Raw genomic sequence first — 20,023 nt, forward strand, 5'->3', positions numbered from 1 at the left:
TTTGTGAGGGGTGTTGGATTGGAGTTTTATTCGATGACATTTAGCAGATTCCTCGCTGTGTGTGTGTTGTTTGTAATGGGAATATTGGCGGCATGTGGGGGAAGATTGCCAGCTTCTATTCGTGCCAAAGTTGAGCAGCCGTTGCCACAAGAAATCCAGAACAGAATGGCTTTGTACGATATTGATCCTTATGCACCAATTGTAATGCGATTTTTCAAGGAAGAAAATCTTGCTGAAGTTTGGAAGCAATCTCGTTCAGGGCTTTTTATCTTGGTTGCTCGCTATGGCATTTGCAAATGGTCTGGTAAGCTTGGACCTAAATATAAAGAAGGGGATCTTCAGACACCAGAGGGTTTTTATACTATTAGCGCAAACCAAATGAATCCTTATTCAAAATATTATCTTTCTTTTAATATAGGATTTCCTAACCTTTATGATCAGGAAAATGGTCGTACAGGAAGCAATCTTATGGTGCACGGTTCTTGCTTTTCCGCAGGTTGTTATTCTATGAGTGATAAGAACATGGCTCAAATTTATGCGTTTGCACGGGATGCTTTTAAAGGAGGACAAAGAGAGTTTCAGTTGCAGGCCTTTCCTTTCCGCATGACCGAGGATAATATGTTACGTCATAGCAATGATCCTCATTATCAATTCTGGGTTATGCTTAAGAAAGGTTATGATTTTTTTGAAAAAAATCGTCAGCCTCCAACTGTTGAAGTTTATGGAAAACGTTACGTTTTTAATCGCGATATTGATAAAACTTCAGTTTCTCTATTGCAGTGAGTGTTATTGTATCCTGATGGACCGTAGACACTATCACTTATAAATGGCGATACAGGATATGCAAAAACTTTACGCATAAGGTGTTTAAGTGAGTAGTCAGTCTTTTAAAGCCTAGAGTTTTTTCATAGAGTCTTATGTAAGTAAATCAGATGAAGTGGGAAGCCAAGAGGAATTTTCTCAAAGAAGTTGGATTGTTTGCACATCGGTCAATCTTCATTTTTAGTGAAGAGTAAGTTAATATAAAATGTACTTCTCTTTTTATTTCTTTCAAAGAGTTTTATTCTTTCATGCTGTAAAATATTATCTTGTCGTGCTATTATATAAGATACATTCACACATTTTAAAATGCGATATTGCCTCTGTCTGATTTTGTTTTTTTCTTAACAGGGATTTTGATTTCACTTAGCTGGAGTAAATATAGAGTTGAGCAGAATATTTTAGAACCAAGAATTTGTCCAATCGGTCTGTGAAATGAATCGCATGAAGTGGTTCGCAGATGAAGTGCATTTAGAGAGAAAACAATCTGATTACAGATTTATGGATATTAAAATTTTTATCATAACAATTTGATTTACAATGACAGTTTATTATTTTTAGTTTGAATTGAGGGACTCAATATCATAAGATCCTTTTATCTTAAAATCTGTTTATAATGAATCAATCGAAACCATTTTTTGCACACCATAAAATTGGATTAGCATGTGAATAAAACTCTTAAAGAAAAGAGCACAGATAGTTTTCATGAGTACTCTAAAGTGCCAAGTTTTCTAAAACATTTTTAACTGGCAAGAGTATGAGGCTATCAGTTTGCTCCTTTAAAAGCATAAAGATGGTGGTGCCAATGAATTTAATGTTATATCATTGAGGGTGAGAAAAAATTAAAATTTTATTCCTGGAATGATCAGAGGATTTTCTAAGAGAGCTGTTTTGTCTGCAGTATCTATTGCTGGTTTATTAAAGAAAGCATTGAGGAGCTTTTGTATTGCTTCTTTTTCAACACCATCGGCAATGATGACAAAACGTGTTTGTTTTATTCCTTTTGGCCATGCTGGCAATCTTATGGGAGGATGAAAAAATGTTTGTACGCCATGTAATACAAGTGGGCGATAAGGGTCATCATGCAGTGCGATAATTGCTTTAATACGTAATAGTTTTGTACCATAACGCTCTTGTAGGAGATCTAAAAAAGCTTCAATTGTGGCGTAATCAACAGGACCCTCACAGTTGAGTGAAAAGGTACGAATGGTTTTATGGGGGGTATGATCATGTGGGGTAGTCGTAAGATTTTGTTTAAGTTTTGTATTTTCTACTTTTTCATCCCATAATGTGTTATTTATTAACAGATTTGAACAAAAATCTTCAGAATGGGCGTCAATGATTTGTGCTGTAGGATTAATCGTTTTAAGTGTGTTAAGGAGCGTATCTGAAAGCGTTTGTGGGTCTCTAAGATCTGTTTTGGTGAGAATAATTTTATCAGCAAATATTAATTGTTTATATATTTCAGGGTAGCGCTCACATATGGAAAGTGTGCTTAATGTATCAAATGTTGCAAGAACAGCATTTATGGATAATGTTTGAATAAATAACGGGTGGCTTAAAAGTATTTGTAAAATAGGGGCGGGATCAGCCATCCCTGTGGTTTCAATGATAATATGATTGAGTTGTTTGATCTGTCCTGTTTGAACGCGATTTATTAAATCAATTAATGTATCGATGAGATCACTGCGTAAATTGCAGCATAAGCAACCATTGGCAAGCTCAATAATTCCTTCTGTCGTTTTTTCAACTAGAAGGTGATCAATACTGATTTCGCCGAATTCATTGATGATAACAGCACATTCTGTTAAAATAGGGTCTTGTAGCATACGGTTGAGCAAAGTTGTTTTGCCAGAGCCTAAAAAACCAGTAATAAGCGTGAGAGGGATGCGCTTTATTTTCATGTTAATCATCAACCGTGGTTTTGTTTTAAAAAAACATATTTCCGTACGTCTAACCAATTTATAATGGTGTCCGTGAGGGATATAATGGTTAACACCCTATGAAATCCATTGTACCACTATCTTTACGCTTATAAAGGTAGGTGTATGCAGGGTATATCATACACTTTTTTAGCGTCAATGTTATGATAATTCTTGGTTCTTGAAAGAATTTATAGGAGGAATTTTTATTCCTTGTTTTAATTATTTTATCTACATGTTCATCTACCTCGTGATGTGCAAGAGACTGGTTTTTATTGATTCAACAAATACAGATTTGAAATGAGAGAATCTTACAACATTTGTGGTTCTAACATAAGATACAAAATAATTAATTATCATTATAAATCAAAGTATTATAATTAATCGTAGATTATGATTTATGGCTTTTTTATAGAATGGTTTGCGCGTCTTTTATACGAACTATAGGGCTTTCTTAGTGGCTTTACTGTTATTTTAGGTGTTTTTGGCGTACGAATGAGATGTACTGGTAAAGGATGAGAAAAAGGAGGTGGAGCAGTGATAAAAGGTGAGGTGAGAATAATATTTCCTTGATCATCATATGAATTTGCATGCATTTTTATGGCTTCAGGTGTGCATGTTTGTTGTCTCATATTGTTGGCTTGTGTTATATTTCTCCCATAAGGTTTTAATGTTGCTAGTGTTAATTGGGGTCTTCCTTGGTGCAAAAATCCTGTTTCAAGAAGTTGTGCAGCTTTTTCTTCTCTTTCAGTTATGTTGTTAGCACCTAGAATGACAGTAATAATTGTACGTTTATTGCGTGTGGCTGAGGCAACAAGATTAAAACCCGAGGCACAAATAAAGCCTGTTTTCATACCGTCTATTCCATAAAAACGGCCAATGAGGTTGTTTGAGTTATGCTGGACTTTTCGATTGTTACCAAAATCAATGGCTGGAATAGAAAAATAATGAGCATATTGTGGAAATTCTCGACGTATTTGAACGGCTAAAAGAGCAATATCGCGCGCTGTGGAGTAGTTTTGAGGGTCTGGTAAACCACTTGCGTTCGCAAAATGCGTTCCAAACATGCCTAAACGTTTAGCTTCGCTATTCATTTTACGTACAAAATTTTTCTGTGAACCTGCAACAGCTTCACTCATGGCAATGGCTAAATCATTGGTAGATTTAACCATGGTGATACTTAAGGCTGTATCAAGTGTGAGTACAGAACCAGCTTTATAGCCTGAACGATATGAGGGAGCTTTTGCGGCGTATTCGCTGATGGTGATATGTTTGTCTGGTGAAATTTCCCCTCGGCTCATGGCACGAAAAATAACATAAGCGGTCATTAATTTTGTCAAGGAAGCAGGGTACCAACGCTCAAAAGCTTGATTATGTTTTAAGATATGCCCCGTTGTAACATCAACAGAAATAAAAGGCTGCGCTAGAGCAACAGCGCTGAATAAACTCAAAATCACAGAAAAAAATAAATTATAGAAGAGACGTTGCATTAATTTAAATCGAGTTCCTTCTTATTCGTTATTTAGAATTGTTTTAATGTAGCACACAAAGCTTTTAAGTCTAGGTTAGGAAGGAAAGATGGTTAATTGCTGTATCCGTTGTGTCTCGGAGATAAAAACCAATACTCATTTTTATTTTCCCCTTGAATTTGGTTTGATGACTTACAGTATCTTAAGAAATACTTTTTAAATAATGAAGATTGTACAAGATTTCAGGTTCTTGGGGGATTGATGTTTCTTAGGAAGGAACGAATCGGCATAATCATACATTTTTCTTGTCCTCCTGTTAGGACAGCCCTTGGCACTTGAGAGGGGTCGTAAAAAGCATTTAATCTTTTCTTGTATCGTTTTATTCACACAGATATCCCTGCTTGTAATGTGCAAGCAAATGATTCTAATTGATTCAATATGGAATAGATTTGAAATGAGAGAATCTTACGGTATTTCGAGGTCTCATTCAAGTTGAATAACGATAAAATATCCTTATAAATCAATATTATGTATGTTATTTAAACGATTTTAAAGAGAGGAAGAATTCTTTCTCAAAAAAAATTCATACATTGGTCATTTCTTATAATGTACATGTGTTTTATAATTTTGAATTAGAAAGTTTGAAGTATCTTTCTTATATTTTTGTTCCATATACTCTTCTCAATATACAAAGTGATGCATTATTCTGATCAATCAATACATTGTTTCATGATGAATGATTTAGTTTTTGAAGTTTCTGAACAGCGTATGGTGGCATAGGAGGAGGGGTAGGATCTTGAGCTGCTAAGAGAAGCAGTTCATCACATGCTTTTTCAGTTTTTTGGACAAGTTGATCTAGAAAATCACGTTTGCTTAAACCAGCTTCTATCGGGGGAAGAATACGGACACGAATTGTTCCGGGATAGCGGCGAAAATTATTGCGTGGCCAATATAAACCCGCATTGTGTGCAATAGGCACAACTTGAAGCCCTAATTCATTATAGAGCGCGACAATTCCTGACTTATAATCTGGTTCTTGACCGGGTTGTCGGCGTGTTCCTTCGGGAAAAATCAAGATTTGGCGCCCTTGTTTTACTTTCTCTTTTGCTTTTTGTATAACCATTTTTAAGGCTTTGATGGGCGTTGTACGGTTAATGGGGATAATTTGTGTTTTTGCCATATACCAGCCAAACAATGGAATCCACATCAATTCACGTTTTAAAATGAGAGTAGGATCATCTAAATAGGGAACAAGACTGAAAGTTTCCCAAGCCGATTGATGCTTTGGAGCAATGATATAAGCTCCTTTGGGAAGATTTTCTAAACCTTCAATCTCATAACTTGTACCTGCGATGTATTTTTGCAAAAAGAGTGTAACGCGCGCCCATGTTTTAGGGACAATCCATGCCTTTTTGCGGGGCATTAAAAAATAAACGGGAGCGTAAAGGATCATTTGTATGAAAGTTGTTGTATAAAAAGCGAACGTAAAAAGAATAGAACGAAGGATAAGCACTACATTTTCCATTTTATATCTATAAGAAGACTTCGTATATAATATAATTCACATGAGAAAACATCTTCTTTATGTTTTTTCAAGCATCTATTTTTTCGGTAACTCATTTTCCGATATTTAAAAACAGAAGGAAAGAGGTTGATGGAATTACAAAAAGATAAACTTTTTATTCCACGGATTTTATCTATTGCGGGAACAGATCCTTCTGGTGGCGCTGGAATGCAGGCGGATTTGAAGGTTTTTTCAGCTATGAAAACTTATGGTATGAGTGTGGTTACAGCTGTTGTTGCACAAAATACTCAGGGTGTGCGTTCTTTTCAGGCATTAGATGCTTCTTTTGTTGCAGATCAAATTGATTCTGTTTTTGAGGATATCCATGTTGATGCCGTTAAAATTGGTATGGTTGCAAATGCTCAGATTGCACAGGTTATTGCAGAACGTCTTGCTTATCATAAAGCACGTTTTATTGTTTTTGATCCGGTTATGGTTGCAAAAAGTGGTGATGTTCTTTTAAAGTCTGATGCAATTGAAATTATGCGTGATGTTCTTGTGCCGATGTCAACTTTGATCACGCCAAATTTGCCTGAAGCTGCACTGTTATTGGGAGGTGAAGTGCAATGGTCTTTAGAGACTATGTATCAATATGCTCCACGACTCTTGGCGCTAGGGTGTCATGCAGTTTTGTTAAAAGGGGGACATTTGAATACGCTTACCAAGAATAGTACAGAAAATTACGATTATTCTAGTCCAGATCTTTATTGTGATTGTGAAAACCTTGTTATACTTGAAGCTTCTCGTCTTTCAACCACTCATGATCATGGGACAGGGTGTACCATTTCTGCCGCCATTGCAGCTCTGTTACCTACCCAACCTTTGGATTGCGCTGTTAAACAAGCAAAAGATTATTTGCATGGCGCTTTAACTGCCTCAAATGCTTTAAAAGTAGGGAAAGGGCGAGGGCCGCTTCATCATTTTTATGCATTATGGAAAGATTAATACAATAATTGATTGTGAAAAATCTTCACTCTATGAATTTGTTTCGTCATTATATGCTGTATATGCTGTTTTGGACTTATGACTGATAAGTGTTAGCGCATTGTAGATTAACAGTTATTTTGTATTAAGAAGAATGAGAAAAAAATGTTATAATCTATTTCTTTTATATATTTTTTACGATTAATCTATCCTGTTTCAGAGGCAATTTTGAGTATAAAAAGAGAGCAGGGAATTGTAAAATCAGGATTTGATAGCAAAAAGAGTAGAGGGAAAGACCTTTTACAAGGCGATATTAAAGCTGGCTGATCCCGCCATATTTGCTGTTTCTTACATTGGTGGCAAAACAGGATGAGCCGAAGTCGTTATAAAAATTATTGAATATATCTAATATTTACAGAATTTTTTGTCGGCATGGGTAGGGTTTTCTAAATGGCAATTGATACGTAACGTCATTATCCTCTTTTTATGGAACTGCTTTATGGAATTGTTGGCGTTTCAGATGAGCAGCCGTGAGGAGTTTCAACATTTAATACAGCAAGATCTAGAAACTTTTATGGATTTAGAGCGGCTTTAAGGTTTTTATATTTATAGTGATTAAGTTTTAGCGAGAAGGTAGTCGATCGCACAATCGGAGTTTCAATAGACTTGTAGCGTGTGGTTTAATCTTTTCAAACTTGAATTTTTATTCTGTCATTTAATGGATTTCACCATTAAGTATTTAAAATGATTTGATTTTATTGTGCACTATGACTGTTCAACACCTTATTTTACGTTGATTGAAGTTTTGTTCCTCATATAAAATAGTATGCTTCAAGTAGAGTGCACTTATATTATTAATTAACATGTTTATTTTAAAGAGATTTCTCATCATCAACTGTAATCTAAAAAAAGAAACAATATACATAAAGGACCTTTAAAAGGGTTTTGAAGCTCCTTTGGTTATTGTATAAAGCGAAGATTTTTTCTATTAATTGACTAACAGACTAACCATCTAACAAACTATGATATAACTGTAGTTTTAAATATTTGCTTTTTCGAGTTTTTTATAATTATCAGTAACAGACAGTAAATTATCGATCATATCAAATAAAATTTTCACTTGTTCAACTTAGATCTGTGATAGATATCTTTTTTAAGACAATGATCCTGAAAATTATAAAAGTAAGAAAATTTGAGTGAGTCATTTGAAACAATTATATTTGTAATAACTTTTTTAACTTTTCACTATCAGTATTAAAGAAGATTGGCTAAACTTTCTTGGTTGTATAGATTGGTTTTCTGTATTTGAGTTTTGCTGAAAATAATAAGTTCGCTTATCGATGAAAAGAATTCATCGCTCAATGATCATGTGTTTATTGGAATAAACTTTAAATTCACCAAAGTTTATAAAACCCAATTTTTTATAAATGCCAATTCCCTCGTGAGATGCTTGCATACCAATAACATGACATTTCTTTCTTTTTAAATGCTCAATAGCAATTTTTGTCATGAATGTCCCAACACCTTTTTTCTGAAAATCTGGATTGGTGACAATATCATACACTCCACCAACTCCATCTGCTTTAATACAAAAACATATTGCTACAGGATTATTATTTATGTAACCAACGAACATCTCTACATCGGGACCTTTTTTATAACAACGGCCTATTGTTTCATAAAATATAACCGCTTCTTCATCAAAAGGCTCGAAGATTGATGCCGTAACATTTCCGTAATCTCTAAAATCTTGAAGTGATTCAACTTCCTTGATTTTGAAATTATCTGGCGTAGAAGTAACATGTGAGTCTATATTTTGTGCTAAAGCTGCCATTCCTACCTCTGTTTCAACATGCTCTAAACCAATAGATAAGAGAACTTCATCAACTTTATAATGAGACGAATGAGGTCCAACCCACCAAGCTAAAGGTAGTTTTTGTGCATTAAAGGAATGGATTATGGATTTTGCTTGGTTTGTAGGTATAATTTCTTGTAAACTTTTAGCAGAGACAATATTGAATGTGTCTGAAGCAAATGTTGAATTAACAGAAGTACTCCATTTGGAAAATCAACAACCTTCATTTTAGGGCATGATTTTGGTAAAAAAACGTACCTTTGAGCAAAAATTATTCTCTAATGATAAGTCAATTTTTGATTTGTTTAACATTTGTTTTTCTTGTCATGGCTCATCATTTCTAATTAATCTTTTAATATTGGGGCTGTAAGAAAATCCGTTAGCTCAAAAGTAATCCCAAATTCTTTTAAATACGCCTCTATAACCTGCCAAGGTCGTAAAAGATCTGCCGCGAATACTGAAAAAACTATTCTCGGGATTGCAAGAAATAAAGTTATTGTTGCCAAATAACGTCATGAACCAATGGGAATTGTCCATCTCGCTTTTCAAGCTTATTTTACACGGATTTAACGACCTAATAGACAACGGTAACCTTCCAGAAAAAATCCGTCTAAGTTAAAAATTGTTATCTTATGATCTAAGCCCCAATCCAATAGATGCTTCACAAGAAATTACGAATCTTAAAACTCTTTGAGAAAAAATAAATTGGCACAAAACCTAGTGGCAAAATATACAAAACCCGCTGGCAAGCTACACACGCAAGAGCGAATAAATACAAAATTCAATGGAGCGGGCGATGGGATTCGAACCCACGACCCCAACCTTGGCAAGGTTGTGCTCTACCCCTGAGCTACACCCGCTGACCGATTCGATATATGTCTTGCCTGTATGGCGTAGGCTTCTACGAATTGCAACAAAAAAATATCATTTTAGTTTGATTTATTTTGTACATGTTTTAATAAATTGAAATAAAGATTGATTTTAGAAGATTCTTCAGTAATAGATTATTCCTTTTTTAATTTTGCATAGAGAGGGGTGGAGTATAATGTTGAAGAGAATAAAAATATTAGGGATTATCATTGCAGCTGTTTTTATGATGAACAGTGTTGCAAAAGCGGATGACCAAGTTAAACGCGTTAAAGTTGCAATTACACAGATTATGGTCCATCCTGCTGCGGATACCGTTCGTAAAGGTGTGGAAGATGTTCTTGCAGAAAATGGCTATAAGCAAGGTGAAAATTTTCAACTTACCTTTTTATCAGCGCAAGGCAATATTTCAACAGCAACGCAAATTGCACGTAAATTTGTTGGTGATAAACCTGATGTTATTGTAGCGATTACCACGCCTTCAGCACAAACAATGCTTGCGGCGACAAAAACAATTCCTATCGTCTTTGCTGCGATTTCTGATCCTATTGGAGCTAAAATCGTTTCTTCGCTTACCAAACCTGGCGGTAATATGACGGGAAGTTCTGATCGTATAGATGTTGCAGAAAGTGTTAAACTTTTACAAGAAGTAAAACCAGATTTGAAAAAACTCGGTTATCTTTATAATGCTTCTGAAGCAAATTCTGTTTCAACACTTAAGGTGTTAAAGAATGTGGCAAAAAAAGTTGGAATTGAAGTCATTCCTTCATCGGCACCAAAACCTTCTGATGTTCAGGCGGCAACGCGGGCTTTAATTGGTAAAGTGGATGTTATTTTTATTCCCGCTGATAATACGGTTCTTTCTGTTTTAGAAGGAGCAGCAAAAGTTACACAGGAAGCAAATGTTCCTGTATTTACTGTCGATTCTAATTCTATTGGACGCGGTCCTTTTATGACGCAGGGCGTAAATTTCTATGATGTAGGGGTTGAAGCTGGGAAATTGGTTGTGCGTATTCTAAAGGGTGAAAAGCCTGGTGATATTGATGTTGTGCAGGCGGCTAGTAATGACATTCGAATTGATATGAAAGCAGCAGAAAAAGCGGGGATTGTTATTCCGCAGGCAGTTATTGATCGTGCGACAAAAGTGATTCAATAACTTTGATAGGATGTTGATACAATAAAATACGTTAAGTTTTCATGGGGATTGTCTTTACATGAATATATTTGCGTTTTCTGGCGCTGTGGAATTGGGTCTTATTTATGCGTTTGTGGCTATAGGGGTTTATCTCTCTTTTCGCGTTTTGGACTTTCCTGATTTAACAGTTGATGGCTCATTTCTTCTTGGATCTTGTGTCTGTGGCGTCTTGATTCTTTTAGGTTTTAATGCATGGACAGCTATGGCATGTGCTTTTTGTGCAGGCATGGTAGCTGGTTTATTAACAGCTATGTTGAATTTGCGTTTTGGTATTTTGAATCTTTTGGCTTCCATTTTAACAATGTCAGCGCTCTATACGGTTAATCTTCGTATTATGGGAATTATGGGAGGATCTAATATTAATTTAGCGCTTGCTGATACGGCGTTAACGCCCTTTTATAATCTGTTTGGTTTGTCTGATATTTTTGTGCGTCCTCTTTTCATTGGTACTGTATTGCTGGTTGTAGCGTTTTTGATTTGGCGTTTTTTGGAAAGTGAAATAGGTCTTGCTATGCGTGCAATGGGAGCTAATCCACGGATGGCTACAGCTCAAGGGGTTCATACGTCGGCGCTAATTTATTTTGGTATGGGGCTTTCAAATGCCTGTGTTGCACTTGGTGGTTCTCTTTATATTCAAACTGCAATTGCAACGGATATTACCGGTGGAATTGGAACAATTGTTTTTGGATTGGCAGCTGTGATTATCGGTGAAACTTTGTTTCGTACGCGTAATATTTTTTGGATTATAATCAGCTGTATTGTGGGGTCTGTGCTTTATCGTGTGGCGGTGCAATTTGCATTTGAGGCAAATGGAATTGGTATTGATACGTCGACAGATCTTCAGTTGATTACTTCACTGTTGGTTATTTTAACCCTTATTGTGCCACGCTATTGGAGGAGGCGTAAACGTGATTGAGTTTTCTCATGTTGGGGTTACATTTAAACCGCAAACACCTTTGGAAAAACAGGCTTTGATTGATATTAACCTTAAAATTGATCAGGGTAGTTTTGTTACGGTTATCGGTTCAAATGGCGCTGGTAAATCAACCTTGCTCAGTGTTTTAGCAGGTGCAACGCTTCCCTCAACAGGGAAAGTGGTTATCAATGGGCAAAATGTTTCTAGACAATCAGTCAGTGAACGCGCTGGAAAGGTTGCTTGTGTTTTTCAAGATTCTTTGATAGGCAGTTGCGGTTCTTTAACGATTGAAGAAAATTTGGCTCTTGCTGCTCTTCGAGGAAGTCGTCGTGGTTTGCGTTCGGCTTTAAACCATGAGAAACGGCAATTTTTTCGAGAAAAAATTGCTCAATTAGGCATTGGTCTTGAAGCATATATTCATAATCCTATGGACAGTTTATCAGGTGGGCAACGCCAAGCTGTTTGCCTTGTGATGGCAACATTAGCCCATGCGGATGTTTTATTGCTTGATGAACATACCTCAGCGCTTGATCCTGGAATGGCTGATTTTGTGATGCGGTTGACTGAAAAAATCGTTGAAGAGAAAAAACTAACGACTATCATGGTGACTCATTCTATGCGTCAGGCTCTTGATTATGGCGATCGCACCTTGATGTTGCATGGTGGAAAAGTGATTTTGGATGTCTGTCATGAGGAGCGTAAGGGCTTGGATGTCAATGATTTAATTGGCATGTTTCAGAAAGTTCGCGGGGAAGTTCTTGATGATGATGAACTGTTAATGGATTAATAATGTGGCTCAGAAAAAAGCACATGAAGTTGATCAGTTTTTAACGCGTTTTTCACGTGCTTTTCCTATTGTTCTCATTTATGGGCCAGATCGTGGTCTTATTTGTGAGCGTGCACAATGTTTTGCAAAACTTACACAGGTAGCAATAGAAGATCCATTTTCGACAGTTCGTTTGGATGCTGCTGAAATTGATAAAGATCCTGCACGTTTGGAAAATGAAGCGCGTACGTTATCGCTTTTTGGGGGAGATCGTTTGATATGGATCTCTAATGCTGCTAACCAAAAAGGTTTTCTTGCTGCCTTGAAAATTTTAATTGAGAAGCCACCAGAAGCCTGTTTTATTCTCATTGAATCAGGGGACTTAAAAAAAGGAACAGGGTTGCGCAATGCTGTTGAAACGTCATCAAAAGCAATGGCTTTGCCCTGTTTTGCGGATGATATGCGTTCTCTTGACGGTTTGATTGATGAGGTTTTAGAGCAGTTTAAAAAGACTCTTTCTTTGGATGCACGTAGATGGTTGCATGAAAGTTTAGGGGCGGATCGCCTTGTATCACGAGGTGAATTAGAAAAGCTTTGTCTTTATGCTGCAAATGTTCATATTACTCTTGAAGATGTGAAAGCTGTTGTAAGCGATGTCAGTGCTCTTTCTCAAGATGAAGTCATAGATGCTCTTTTATTAGGTGATATATCAGGCTTTGAAGTGCATTTTAATCGACATGCAGCATTGCATGGGGCGCTTTTTTTTATTTTGAGTACAGCACAAAGGCATTTTCAGCAATTACAGCTATTGCGTTATCAGGTAGAGGTTGAAGGAAAATCGCCTTTTACGGTGGTTTCTCAAGCACGGCCTCCCATTTTTTTTCAACGGAAAAAGACAGTTGAACAAGCTTTAAAATATTGGAAGTTAGAACAGATTTCCTACGCAATGGAAAGAATTCAGGGTGCTGTTTTAGACAGTCGTAAAAATCCACTTTTGGGTGAAGCTACCATTCGTCAAGTTTTGTTAGGGCTCACAATTATTGCACGACGCCAGATGGCAGCTTAACAGTTTAAAAATATGATGATTTTTTATTTTTAGTACGCCACAGAGGTATTTTCAGCAATTAAAACTTTTGTGTTAACAAGTAGAGGTTAGTTGTAGTTTTGAAGAGCTTGAAAGTTTTATAGAAATTTTTCTTCAGAAAAATTATTTATCTTCGAAAGGCAGTTTTTACACCGTTTTATTATCTTGTTGTGCCGTAAAACACTGTTGGTTCGTGATATAGAGCTCAGGTAAAATTTTACGCATTCGGTGTTTTTGTGTGAGTATGTGGTGAATATTAGGCTGGTTCATAGCGCCTTAATTGGGGTAACACCCCTCATGCAAAACAGAGCATCTCAAACAACAGAAGACACTTGTATGGTAAATTCATACGCTTTCTTAGAAATATTTTTCAATGCGCGTCATATCTATTTCGCGACGGCGTTTGTGAATGGTATAACGGTAAAGTTCTCCGTGAAGAATATAAAATCCATAGAGCATCTCTATCTTTACGCTTAATAAAAGTGCAAGCCAGAGCACTATCATATATTTGCCTAGTCTCTAATTTGCTACAGTTTTTGGCATTAGAGAGCGTTTTTCATCATTTTTTTCTCACATGCCTTCTTGTGACGTGCAGACAAGAGATTTTAATTGATAAGAGGATTTGTGATGGAAGAATTTTACCGTATTTGAAGTTATGATTCAAATTGAAAAACAATTATTATATTTATAAATCAATATATTATAGATTAATAGAATCACTTAAAATAGTGAACCAGTGGAATCTTTTAGATAAGAAAATGAATTGTTTGCAGATCGGTATGAATTAAGAATCTTCGTGGGATGAGGAGAAAGTCAAGATAGATTATGATGAAAACGACAGTACCTATGGGGAGACTTTTATGTTTGATACAGGGATGATTATCTTAGCAATGAATGCTCTCAAATTCCAAGGATTTTCGCAACATTGGGGGGTAGGCAAATATAATGATAGTGTTTTATTAAGTGTAAAGAGGCTCGTACTTAATGGATTTATAGTTATAACATTTACGAACACTGTTGTGAGATAGGCTGGGGAGCGAGATGCTTTTTAAAACAAATGCATGAATTTGTAATCCAAATCTATTCTGTTTGGGGCGTTCTATTTTACGTGAGGGTTGTGATTCCATTAAAGGGATGTTTGGTGTTTTTGTTATCAAACTTTTTCTTTATTGAGAGGGGGTGTTTTTCTCGTATTTGTTTGATTTACGGTATCAGGAATTGGGAGAGGAAAATGTTTTTAATGGTATTTTTTGTATGCGTTGTTTTACGGTGTTTTCAATATTCACAAAACTTGTGTTGATGTTGTAGGTGGAGGCGTAATACGTTCTTATATAGGTCTAATGTACAAATTAATAAATGTATCGGGATAATTGGGAAAGAGTTGGTGTCTGCTTACGCTTTTGATGTGTTTTTTTATGAGTAAATTAGTAAGATAAAGTAAACTGATGAGATTTTATGTAGAGTCGTTGTTATCATAATTGAGAGTGCATTTATATTTTGTTTCAGTGATGTGCTTTGATCAGTAATTAAGTGGGAGTTTTAGAGCGTGATGTTAGATTTCTCGTCATTTATTTTTTATGTGTTTTCTAGGTAAAATGATCTGTTGTCAGCTTGCGCAGGTGATGATTGGTAAACTGCGTTATTCTTTATTCTCTAGTTGTCGTTTTTTAATGTTTTACGCATAATTCTTGAACAAACAGACGGAAAATTATGATTTTACAATTGTCTTTATTGCCATTTGCAAAGAATCTTTGAAGGTGAAAGATGCCCCATATTCAATTTGAAAAAATAGCGCTCATTGGGATCGGTCTGATTGGATCTTCTTTAGCAAGGGTGATTAAAAAGAAAAATCTTGCGGCTCAGATTTCTATTGCAACGCGTCGTTCAGAAACCCTGAAAAGAGCGCGTGAATTGGAGCTTGGGGACTTTTATACGACAGATAATGCAAAAGCTGTTGAAGGAGCGGATTTGGTTATTGTTTCTGTTCCTGTTGGGGCGAGTGCAGAGGTGGCAAAAAATATTCATGATCATTTAAAACCTGGAGCGATTGTGAGTGATGTTGGTTCTACGAAAGCGTTGGTTATTGCGGAAATGGCGCCTTTATTGCCAAAAACGGTTCATTTTATTCCAGGGCATCCTATTGCTGGAACGGAATATTCAGGACCGGATGCTGGTTTCGCTGATTTATTTATGAATCGTTGGTGTATTTTAACGCCTTTTGCTGAGAGTGATGCTGCTGCTGTCGCACAATTGACAGCGTTTTGGGAAGCTTGTGGTGCGCGTGTCGAAAAGATGGAACCTAAACATCATGATCTTGTTTTGGCTATTGTTTCGCATTTGCCGCATTTGATTGCTTATAATACTGTTGGGACAGCGAGTGATTTAGAAAAGGTGACAAATTCAGAAGTGATTGCTTATTCTGCTTCCGGTTTTCGTGATTTTACGCGTTTGGCATCTTCTGATCCCGTTATGTGGCGCGATATTTGTTTGCATAATAAGGATGCTATTTTAGAAATGTTGAGCCGTTTTAGTGAGGGGCTTGCTTTTTTAGAGCAGGCAATTCGTTTAGGAGATGGTGAGACATTGTTTAACTTTTTTACACGTACGCGTGCTGTACGTCGCAATATTATTGATGCTGGACAAGAAATTGATGCTCCTGATTTTGGACGTCAGAGTGTTTCTAAAAAAGGGTGAGTAAAAGCAAGGTTTTTTTGTTGAATTTCATTGGTTTTTTCTAGAAATTGATAAGAAGTTTTCTCTCTATTCAGTCATAGATTGCAATAAAAAAGAGTGGCGATTGCTTCGATACAGATAACCGTGACTTCAAAAGGTCTTATGTGCGCAAGATTATCGTGCTTAACTATCTATAGGGCATATGATGTACAGAAGAGGTTACGGATCTATAGAAGAGACAAAAAAATGAAGTCGTTGTAGAATTTCATATAGTGGGTTGTTGTTTTTGTTTTAGTATAAAGTCAGGCTTGACCGTATTGATTATTGCCCTTTATATTGCAACATTGGGAAATGTTTGTTTGCAGGGTTTTGATGATTTTTATAAAGCTTGAAATAGACAGAGGAAGAGTTTTACCAGAAAGTATTGAGATTTGTTAAGAAATATCTTTTGGTATAGCTATCGTATCCTTGTTGACGCAGTAAGCCATTATTGGCGTGATAATGGGAGTGCTTTTGCAAGCCATGTCGCGCTCTCTGGGCTTTTAGCATTTTTCCCTTTTTTTATTTTTGGAACTTCTCTTGCCAGTTTTCTTGGTGCTTTTACATATACACCGCAAAAAATCAAAGCACTTGTGCAGTTATTACCAGATGTCATTGCAGAGCCTTTATCTCAGGAAATTATCAATGTTTTAACCATACAGCGGGGAGGAGTGTTGACAGTTTCTGTCATTGGAGCGGCTTATTTTGCCTCTAATGGGATAGAGGCGTTACGTACAGCTTTAAATAGAGCTTATCGTGTTGTTGATCGGCGTAGCTTGTTGTTTTGTCGTTTTCAAAGTTTGTTTTTTGTGATTCTTGGAGCTGTTGGTCTTATTGTGATCAGCGTTTTGTTGATTTTAACACCTCTGCTGATCAAGATTATGCAAAATCATTCTTTTTTCATTACAGAATATATCGGTATCATTCGTCTATGGCGTTACATAATCGCAGCGGTTGTTCTCTTTGTAAGCCTTTTGATTGTTCATAAATGGCTACCAGCAGAGCGGCGGAAGTTTATAGATATTTTACCAGGAATTGTACTGACAATGTTTGTATGGTTTATGGCTTCAATTGCTTTTGCTCAATATTTAACAATGTTTGATTATATTTCTACCTATGCAGGGTTAGCATCTATTATGGTTGCTATTATTTTTCTTTACATATTGAGTGCAATTTTTATTTTGGGAGGAGAAATAAACGCGGCGATAATGTTTTATCGCAAGCATTTGCAACATTCAGATGAATGAAAGAACCTAACTATTGCGTGAAAGCCAAGGTATGAATATCCCAATAAAGCCTGCTATCACTTTGTTGATTGATGCGGATGCTTGTCCTGTAAAAGATGAAGTTTATCGTGTGATGAATCGTTATCAGCTTAAGACATTTGTTGTGGCAAATCGTTTTTTGTCCCTTCCGGATGAAGCACTCATTGAAAGAGTGGTCGTTGCTGGTGAATTCAATGGTGCTGATGATTGGATCGTAGAACATGTGCATGAGGCAAGTATTGTTATTACCAGTGATATTCCTTTAGCAGCACGGGTTGTGCAAGCTGGGGGTTTTTGTCTTTCGCCAACGGGGCGTATTTTTGATGTAAATTCAATTGGTCAGGCTTTGGCGATGCGCAATTTGATGGAAGATTTGCGGGGACAGGGCAGTATAACGGGTGGTCTCCGTCCTTTTTGTCGTAAAGACCGTTCTGCTTTTTTATCAGCACTGGATCTCGTTATACAACGTTTAAAAAGACGCGGTTATTAGGTTATAGGGCTTCTTTTATAACAGCTTTTATAAGTGCTTTGGCATCGTCATTGGCCCATGGAGCTGCACCATTGAAGGAAGCAATGAGATATCCCTCTTTATCGATGAGAAATGTAATGGGGAGTCCTAAAGCAAGCCCCTGTTTTCTAACATTGTTGAAAATATCCATTGTTTCATCGCGATAGTAAAGCAAATTATTCGCATGAATATTCTGTAAAAATTGCTGAATTTTTTCAGGAGAAGCAGTTTTATCGATATTAATAGCTATGACATCAAAGTTTTCTCCACCTAATTCGTGTTTTAATTGCGCAAGTTCGGGCATTTCTGTGCGGCAAGGTGCACACCAAATAGCCCATAGATTGATCAGCATCGGTTTTCCAATAAATTCGCTGAGTGTGTGCTCTTTTCCTTGAATATCCTTGAAAGAGAGTTTCTTCATATCTGAGGGCGTATCAGCAAATCGTATGTGGCTAAAAAAGCCTTTTGCTGCTTTTCGGATTGCCATCATTTTTTCTTCTCGTGTTTTATCAATGTTTATTTTTTGTGCTTTTGCTGCTGAAATGAAATTGAAAAGGAAAGACTCTCTTTTGTTATCGTAGTTTGTGGTTGCGTATAAACTCAATGCAATGATAAAGAATGCAAGGGAGAATTGCCTTTTTTTATTGTTTTTTTCGCTGGTGAAAATTTGAGAAATCATAATTTTGTCCTTTGTATGGGTGTTTTCAGAATATGACAGATGAGAAGTTAAAGAACCAAATGTGGAGTGGTCGGTTCGCGGCAGGTCCTTCTGCAATTATGGAAGAAATTAATGCCTCAATTGATTTTGATCAAAAACTTTATCGACAAGATATTGAAGGTTCCCTTTCTCATGCGGCTATGTTAGCGCAAACGAAAATCATTTCACAATCAGATTATAAAAAAATTGTTCATGGTTTGAAACTTATTTGCCAAGAAATTGAAGACGGTAAATTTGTTTTTTCACGAAAGCTTGAAGATATTCATATGAATATTGAAGCGCGGCTGAGCGAATTGATTGGTCCTGTAGCAGGGCGTTTGCATACGGCGCGTTCACGCAATGATCAAGTTGCTGTTGATTTTCGCTTGTGGGTGCGTGAAGCAACGCAAAAGATAGCACAAGCTTTAAAAGGATTGATAGAGCAATTGCTTATTCGAGCAGAACAACATGTTGATATCTTTATGCCAGGCTTTACGCATTTACAATCAGCACAACCGGTAACATTTGGCCATTATATGATGGCTTATGTTGAAATGTTTGGTCGAGATTTATCGCGGATGCGTGATGCTCTTGAGCGAATGAATGAATCGCCTTTAGGGGCGGCTGCTTTAGCAGGGACAGGCTTTCCAATTGACCGTTTTATGACAGCAAAAGCGCTAGGCTTTCGAGAACCAACACGCAATTCGATTGATAGTGTTTCAGATCGTGATTTTGCATTGGAATTTTTAAGCGCTGGCGCTCTTTGTGCAACACATCTTTCACGTTTAGCAGAAGAAATAATTCTTTGGTCAAGTGAACAGTTTTATTTTATTCGTTTATCAGATGCTTTTTCAACTGGTTCGTCTATCATGCCGCAAAAGCGAAATCCTGATGCTGCCGAACTTGTGCGGGCTAAAGTAGGACGGTTGAATGGCGCATTAATGGGGCTGTTAACGGTGATGAAAGGGTTACCCCTTGCTTATTCGAAGGATATGCAAGAAGATAAGGAATATGTCTTTGATGGGGCTTTGAGTTTGGAATTATCACTAGCAGCAATGACAGGGATGATTGCTGATTTGAAAGTTAATAAAGAAGCTATGAAAAAAGCCGCTGATTCTGGCTATGCAACTGCAACCGATTTTGCTGATTGGCTTGTACGCGAATCAGGGATTCCTTTTCGCGAAGCACATCATATTACAGGGCGTGCTGTGGCATTAGCAGAAAAAAAACAGTGTCGCCTTCAGGATTTATCATTGGATGAACTTCAAGCAATTTGTCCTAATATCAATGCGACACTTTTTGATGTTTTGACCGTTGAAAAATCTGTTGAAAGTCGCAAAAGCTTTGGGGGAACAGCACCTTCAGAGGTTCTTCGGCAAATTACGTATTGGAAAAAGCGTCTTGTGAGCGCTTGAGTGATTGTATTTTAAAGGTAAAAAAGAGATCGAGATGAGGAAAGA

General features: G+C 36.7%; 16 protein-coding genes and 1 tRNA gene. 11 read left to right on the forward strand and 6 right to left on the reverse strand.

Annotated elements, in window-relative coordinates:
- Positions 1-33 precede the first annotated feature (33 nt).
- Positions 34-783, forward strand: a complete 750-nt coding sequence (locus ACFIK8_RS00855; RefSeq protein WP_375635332.1) for a L,D-transpeptidase family protein — start codon at positions 34-36, stop codon at positions 781-783.
- An 878-nt stretch (positions 784-1,661) separates the two neighbouring features.
- On the opposite strand, the gene ACFIK8_RS00860 is transcribed toward ACFIK8_RS00855, so the two are convergent.
- The 3 genes from ACFIK8_RS00860 to ACFIK8_RS00870 all read right to left on the reverse strand — a co-directional run bounded on the left by ACFIK8_RS00860 (position 1,662) and on the right by ACFIK8_RS00870 (position 5,735).
- Positions 1,662-2,723: a CobW family GTP-binding protein gene (locus ACFIK8_RS00860; protein WP_375635331.1), complete on the reverse strand. Its 1,062-nt coding sequence runs from the start codon at positions 2,721-2,723 to the stop codon at positions 1,662-1,664.
- Positions 2,724-3,139: 416 nt separating this feature from the next.
- On the reverse strand, positions 3,140-4,231 hold the full coding sequence (locus tag ACFIK8_RS00865; RefSeq protein ID WP_375635330.1) for a D-alanyl-D-alanine carboxypeptidase family protein: 1,092 nt from the start codon (positions 4,229-4,231) through the stop codon (positions 3,140-3,142).
- A gap of 706 nt (positions 4,232-4,937) precedes the next feature.
- Positions 4,938-5,735 (reverse strand): 1-acyl-sn-glycerol-3-phosphate acyltransferase, encoded by a 798-nt coding sequence (locus ACFIK8_RS00870; protein ID WP_015857082.1) that lies wholly within the window; start codon positions 5,733-5,735, stop codon positions 4,938-4,940.
- Positions 5,736-5,864: 129 nt separating this feature from the next.
- Between ACFIK8_RS00870 and thiD the strand changes: the two genes are divergently transcribed.
- Positions 5,865-6,719 (forward strand): bifunctional hydroxymethylpyrimidine kinase/phosphomethylpyrimidine kinase, encoded by an 855-nt coding sequence (gene thiD / locus ACFIK8_RS00875; RefSeq protein WP_375635329.1) that lies wholly within the window; start codon positions 5,865-5,867, stop codon positions 6,717-6,719.
- A 1,330-nt stretch (positions 6,720-8,049) separates the two neighbouring features.
- Here thiD and ACFIK8_RS00880 read toward each other — a convergent pair.
- Positions 8,050-8,532, reverse strand: a complete 483-nt coding sequence (locus ACFIK8_RS00880) for a GNAT family N-acetyltransferase (protein WP_375668850.1) — start codon at positions 8,530-8,532, stop codon at positions 8,050-8,052.
- Between the two features lie 124 nt (positions 8,533-8,656).
- On the opposite strand from ACFIK8_RS00880, the gene ACFIK8_RS00885 reads away from it, so the two are divergent.
- A complete protein-coding gene (locus tag ACFIK8_RS00885; protein ID WP_375668851.1) occupies positions 8,657-8,785 on the forward strand; it encodes a hypothetical protein in 129 nt (42 codons plus the stop codon).
- A 553-nt stretch (positions 8,786-9,338) separates the two neighbouring features.
- Here ACFIK8_RS00885 and ACFIK8_RS00890 read toward each other — a convergent pair.
- Positions 9,339-9,413: transfer RNA gene (locus ACFIK8_RS00890), tRNA-Gly, on the reverse strand.
- Positions 9,414-9,598: 185 nt separating this feature from the next.
- Here ACFIK8_RS00890 and ACFIK8_RS00895 point away from each other — a divergent pair.
- From ACFIK8_RS00895 to ACFIK8_RS00925, 7 genes are all read left to right on the forward strand, one after another.
- The gene (locus tag ACFIK8_RS00895; protein ID WP_375635327.1) at positions 9,599-10,576 is read left to right on the forward strand and encodes an ABC transporter substrate-binding protein; all 978 of its coding nucleotides are present in this window, start codon (positions 9,599-9,601) and stop codon (positions 10,574-10,576) included.
- A 58-nt stretch (positions 10,577-10,634) separates the two neighbouring features.
- The gene (locus ACFIK8_RS00900) at positions 10,635-11,531 is read left to right on the forward strand and encodes an ABC transporter permease (RefSeq protein WP_375635326.1); all 897 of its coding nucleotides are present in this window, start codon (positions 10,635-10,637) and stop codon (positions 11,529-11,531) included.
- Entirely contained in the window at positions 11,524-12,318 is a 795-nt protein-coding gene (locus ACFIK8_RS00905) for an ABC transporter ATP-binding protein (RefSeq protein WP_015857078.1), read from the forward strand. The genes ACFIK8_RS00900 and ACFIK8_RS00905 overlap by 8 nt, the downstream gene beginning before the upstream one ends.
- A 4-nt stretch (positions 12,319-12,322) precedes the next feature.
- Positions 12,323-13,363 carry a DNA polymerase III subunit delta gene (gene holA / locus ACFIK8_RS00910; RefSeq protein WP_375668852.1) on the forward strand — a complete coding sequence of 347 codons (1,041 nt, stop codon included), beginning with the start codon at positions 12,323-12,325 and terminating at the stop codon, positions 13,361-13,363.
- A gap of 1,782 nt (positions 13,364-15,145) precedes the next feature.
- Positions 15,146-16,075, forward strand: a complete 930-nt coding sequence (locus ACFIK8_RS00915; protein ID WP_375635323.1) for a prephenate/arogenate dehydrogenase family protein — start codon at positions 15,146-15,148, stop codon at positions 16,073-16,075.
- 410 nt (positions 16,076-16,485) lie between these two features.
- Positions 16,486-17,340: a YihY/virulence factor BrkB family protein gene (locus ACFIK8_RS00920; RefSeq protein WP_375635322.1), complete on the forward strand. Its 855-nt coding sequence runs from the start codon at positions 16,486-16,488 to the stop codon at positions 17,338-17,340.
- 31 nt (positions 17,341-17,371) lie between these two features.
- Positions 17,372-17,848 (forward strand): YaiI/YqxD family protein, encoded by a 477-nt coding sequence (locus ACFIK8_RS00925; protein WP_375635465.1) that lies wholly within the window; start codon positions 17,372-17,374, stop codon positions 17,846-17,848.
- A gap of 1 nt (position 17,849) precedes the next feature.
- Here the strand turns inward: ACFIK8_RS00925 and ACFIK8_RS00930 are convergent, their stop codons facing one another.
- Entirely contained in the window at positions 17,850-18,545 is a 696-nt protein-coding gene (locus tag ACFIK8_RS00930) for a TlpA disulfide reductase family protein (RefSeq protein ID WP_375635321.1), read from the reverse strand.
- 32 nt (positions 18,546-18,577) lie between these two features.
- On the opposite strand from ACFIK8_RS00930, the gene argH reads away from it, so the two are divergent.
- Positions 18,578-19,978: an argininosuccinate lyase gene (gene argH, locus ACFIK8_RS00935; RefSeq protein ID WP_375668853.1), complete on the forward strand. Its 1,401-nt coding sequence runs from the start codon at positions 18,578-18,580 to the stop codon at positions 19,976-19,978.
- Positions 19,979-20,023: the final 45 nt, after the last annotated feature.

The organism is Bartonella sp. MR168JLCBS (assembly GCF_042194175.1).

What these genes read in the sequence shown, in the direction of transcription:
- ACFIK8_RS00855 (WP_375635332.1), top strand. Translation starts at nt 34, where the DNA reads ATGACATTTAGCAGATTCCTCGCTGTGTGTGTGTTGTTTGTAATGGGA.
- ACFIK8_RS00860 (WP_375635331.1), bottom strand. Translation starts at nt 2,723, where the DNA reads ATGAAAATAAAGCGCATCCCTCTCACGCTTATTACTGGTTTTTTAGGC.
- ACFIK8_RS00865 (WP_375635330.1), bottom strand. Translation starts at nt 4,231, where the DNA reads ATGCAACGTCTCTTCTATAATTTATTTTTTTCTGTGATTTTGAGTTTA.
- ACFIK8_RS00870 (WP_015857082.1), bottom strand. Translation starts at nt 5,735, where the DNA reads ATGGAAAATGTAGTGCTTATCCTTCGTTCTATTCTTTTTACGTTCGCT.
- thiD (WP_375635329.1), top strand. Translation starts at nt 5,865, where the DNA reads ATGGAATTACAAAAAGATAAACTTTTTATTCCACGGATTTTATCTATT.
- ACFIK8_RS00880 (WP_375668850.1), bottom strand. Translation starts at nt 8,532, where the DNA reads ATGGCAGCTTTAGCACAAAATATAGACTCACATGTTACTTCTACGCCA.
- ACFIK8_RS00885 (WP_375668851.1), top strand. Translation starts at nt 8,657, where the DNA reads ATGGATTTTGCTTGGTTTGTAGGTATAATTTCTTGTAAACTTTTAGCA.
- ACFIK8_RS00895 (WP_375635327.1), top strand. Translation starts at nt 9,599, where the DNA reads ATGTTGAAGAGAATAAAAATATTAGGGATTATCATTGCAGCTGTTTTT.
- ACFIK8_RS00900 (WP_375635326.1), top strand. Translation starts at nt 10,635, where the DNA reads ATGAATATATTTGCGTTTTCTGGCGCTGTGGAATTGGGTCTTATTTAT.
- ACFIK8_RS00915 (WP_375635323.1), top strand. Translation starts at nt 15,146, where the DNA reads ATGCCCCATATTCAATTTGAAAAAATAGCGCTCATTGGGATCGGTCTG.
- ACFIK8_RS00925 (WP_375635465.1), top strand. Translation starts at nt 17,372, where the DNA reads ATGAATATCCCAATAAAGCCTGCTATCACTTTGTTGATTGATGCGGAT.
- ACFIK8_RS00930 (WP_375635321.1), bottom strand. Translation starts at nt 18,545, where the DNA reads ATGATTTCTCAAATTTTCACCAGCGAAAAAAACAATAAAAAAAGGCAA.
- argH (WP_375668853.1), top strand. Translation starts at nt 18,578, where the DNA reads ATGACAGATGAGAAGTTAAAGAACCAAATGTGGAGTGGTCGGTTCGCG.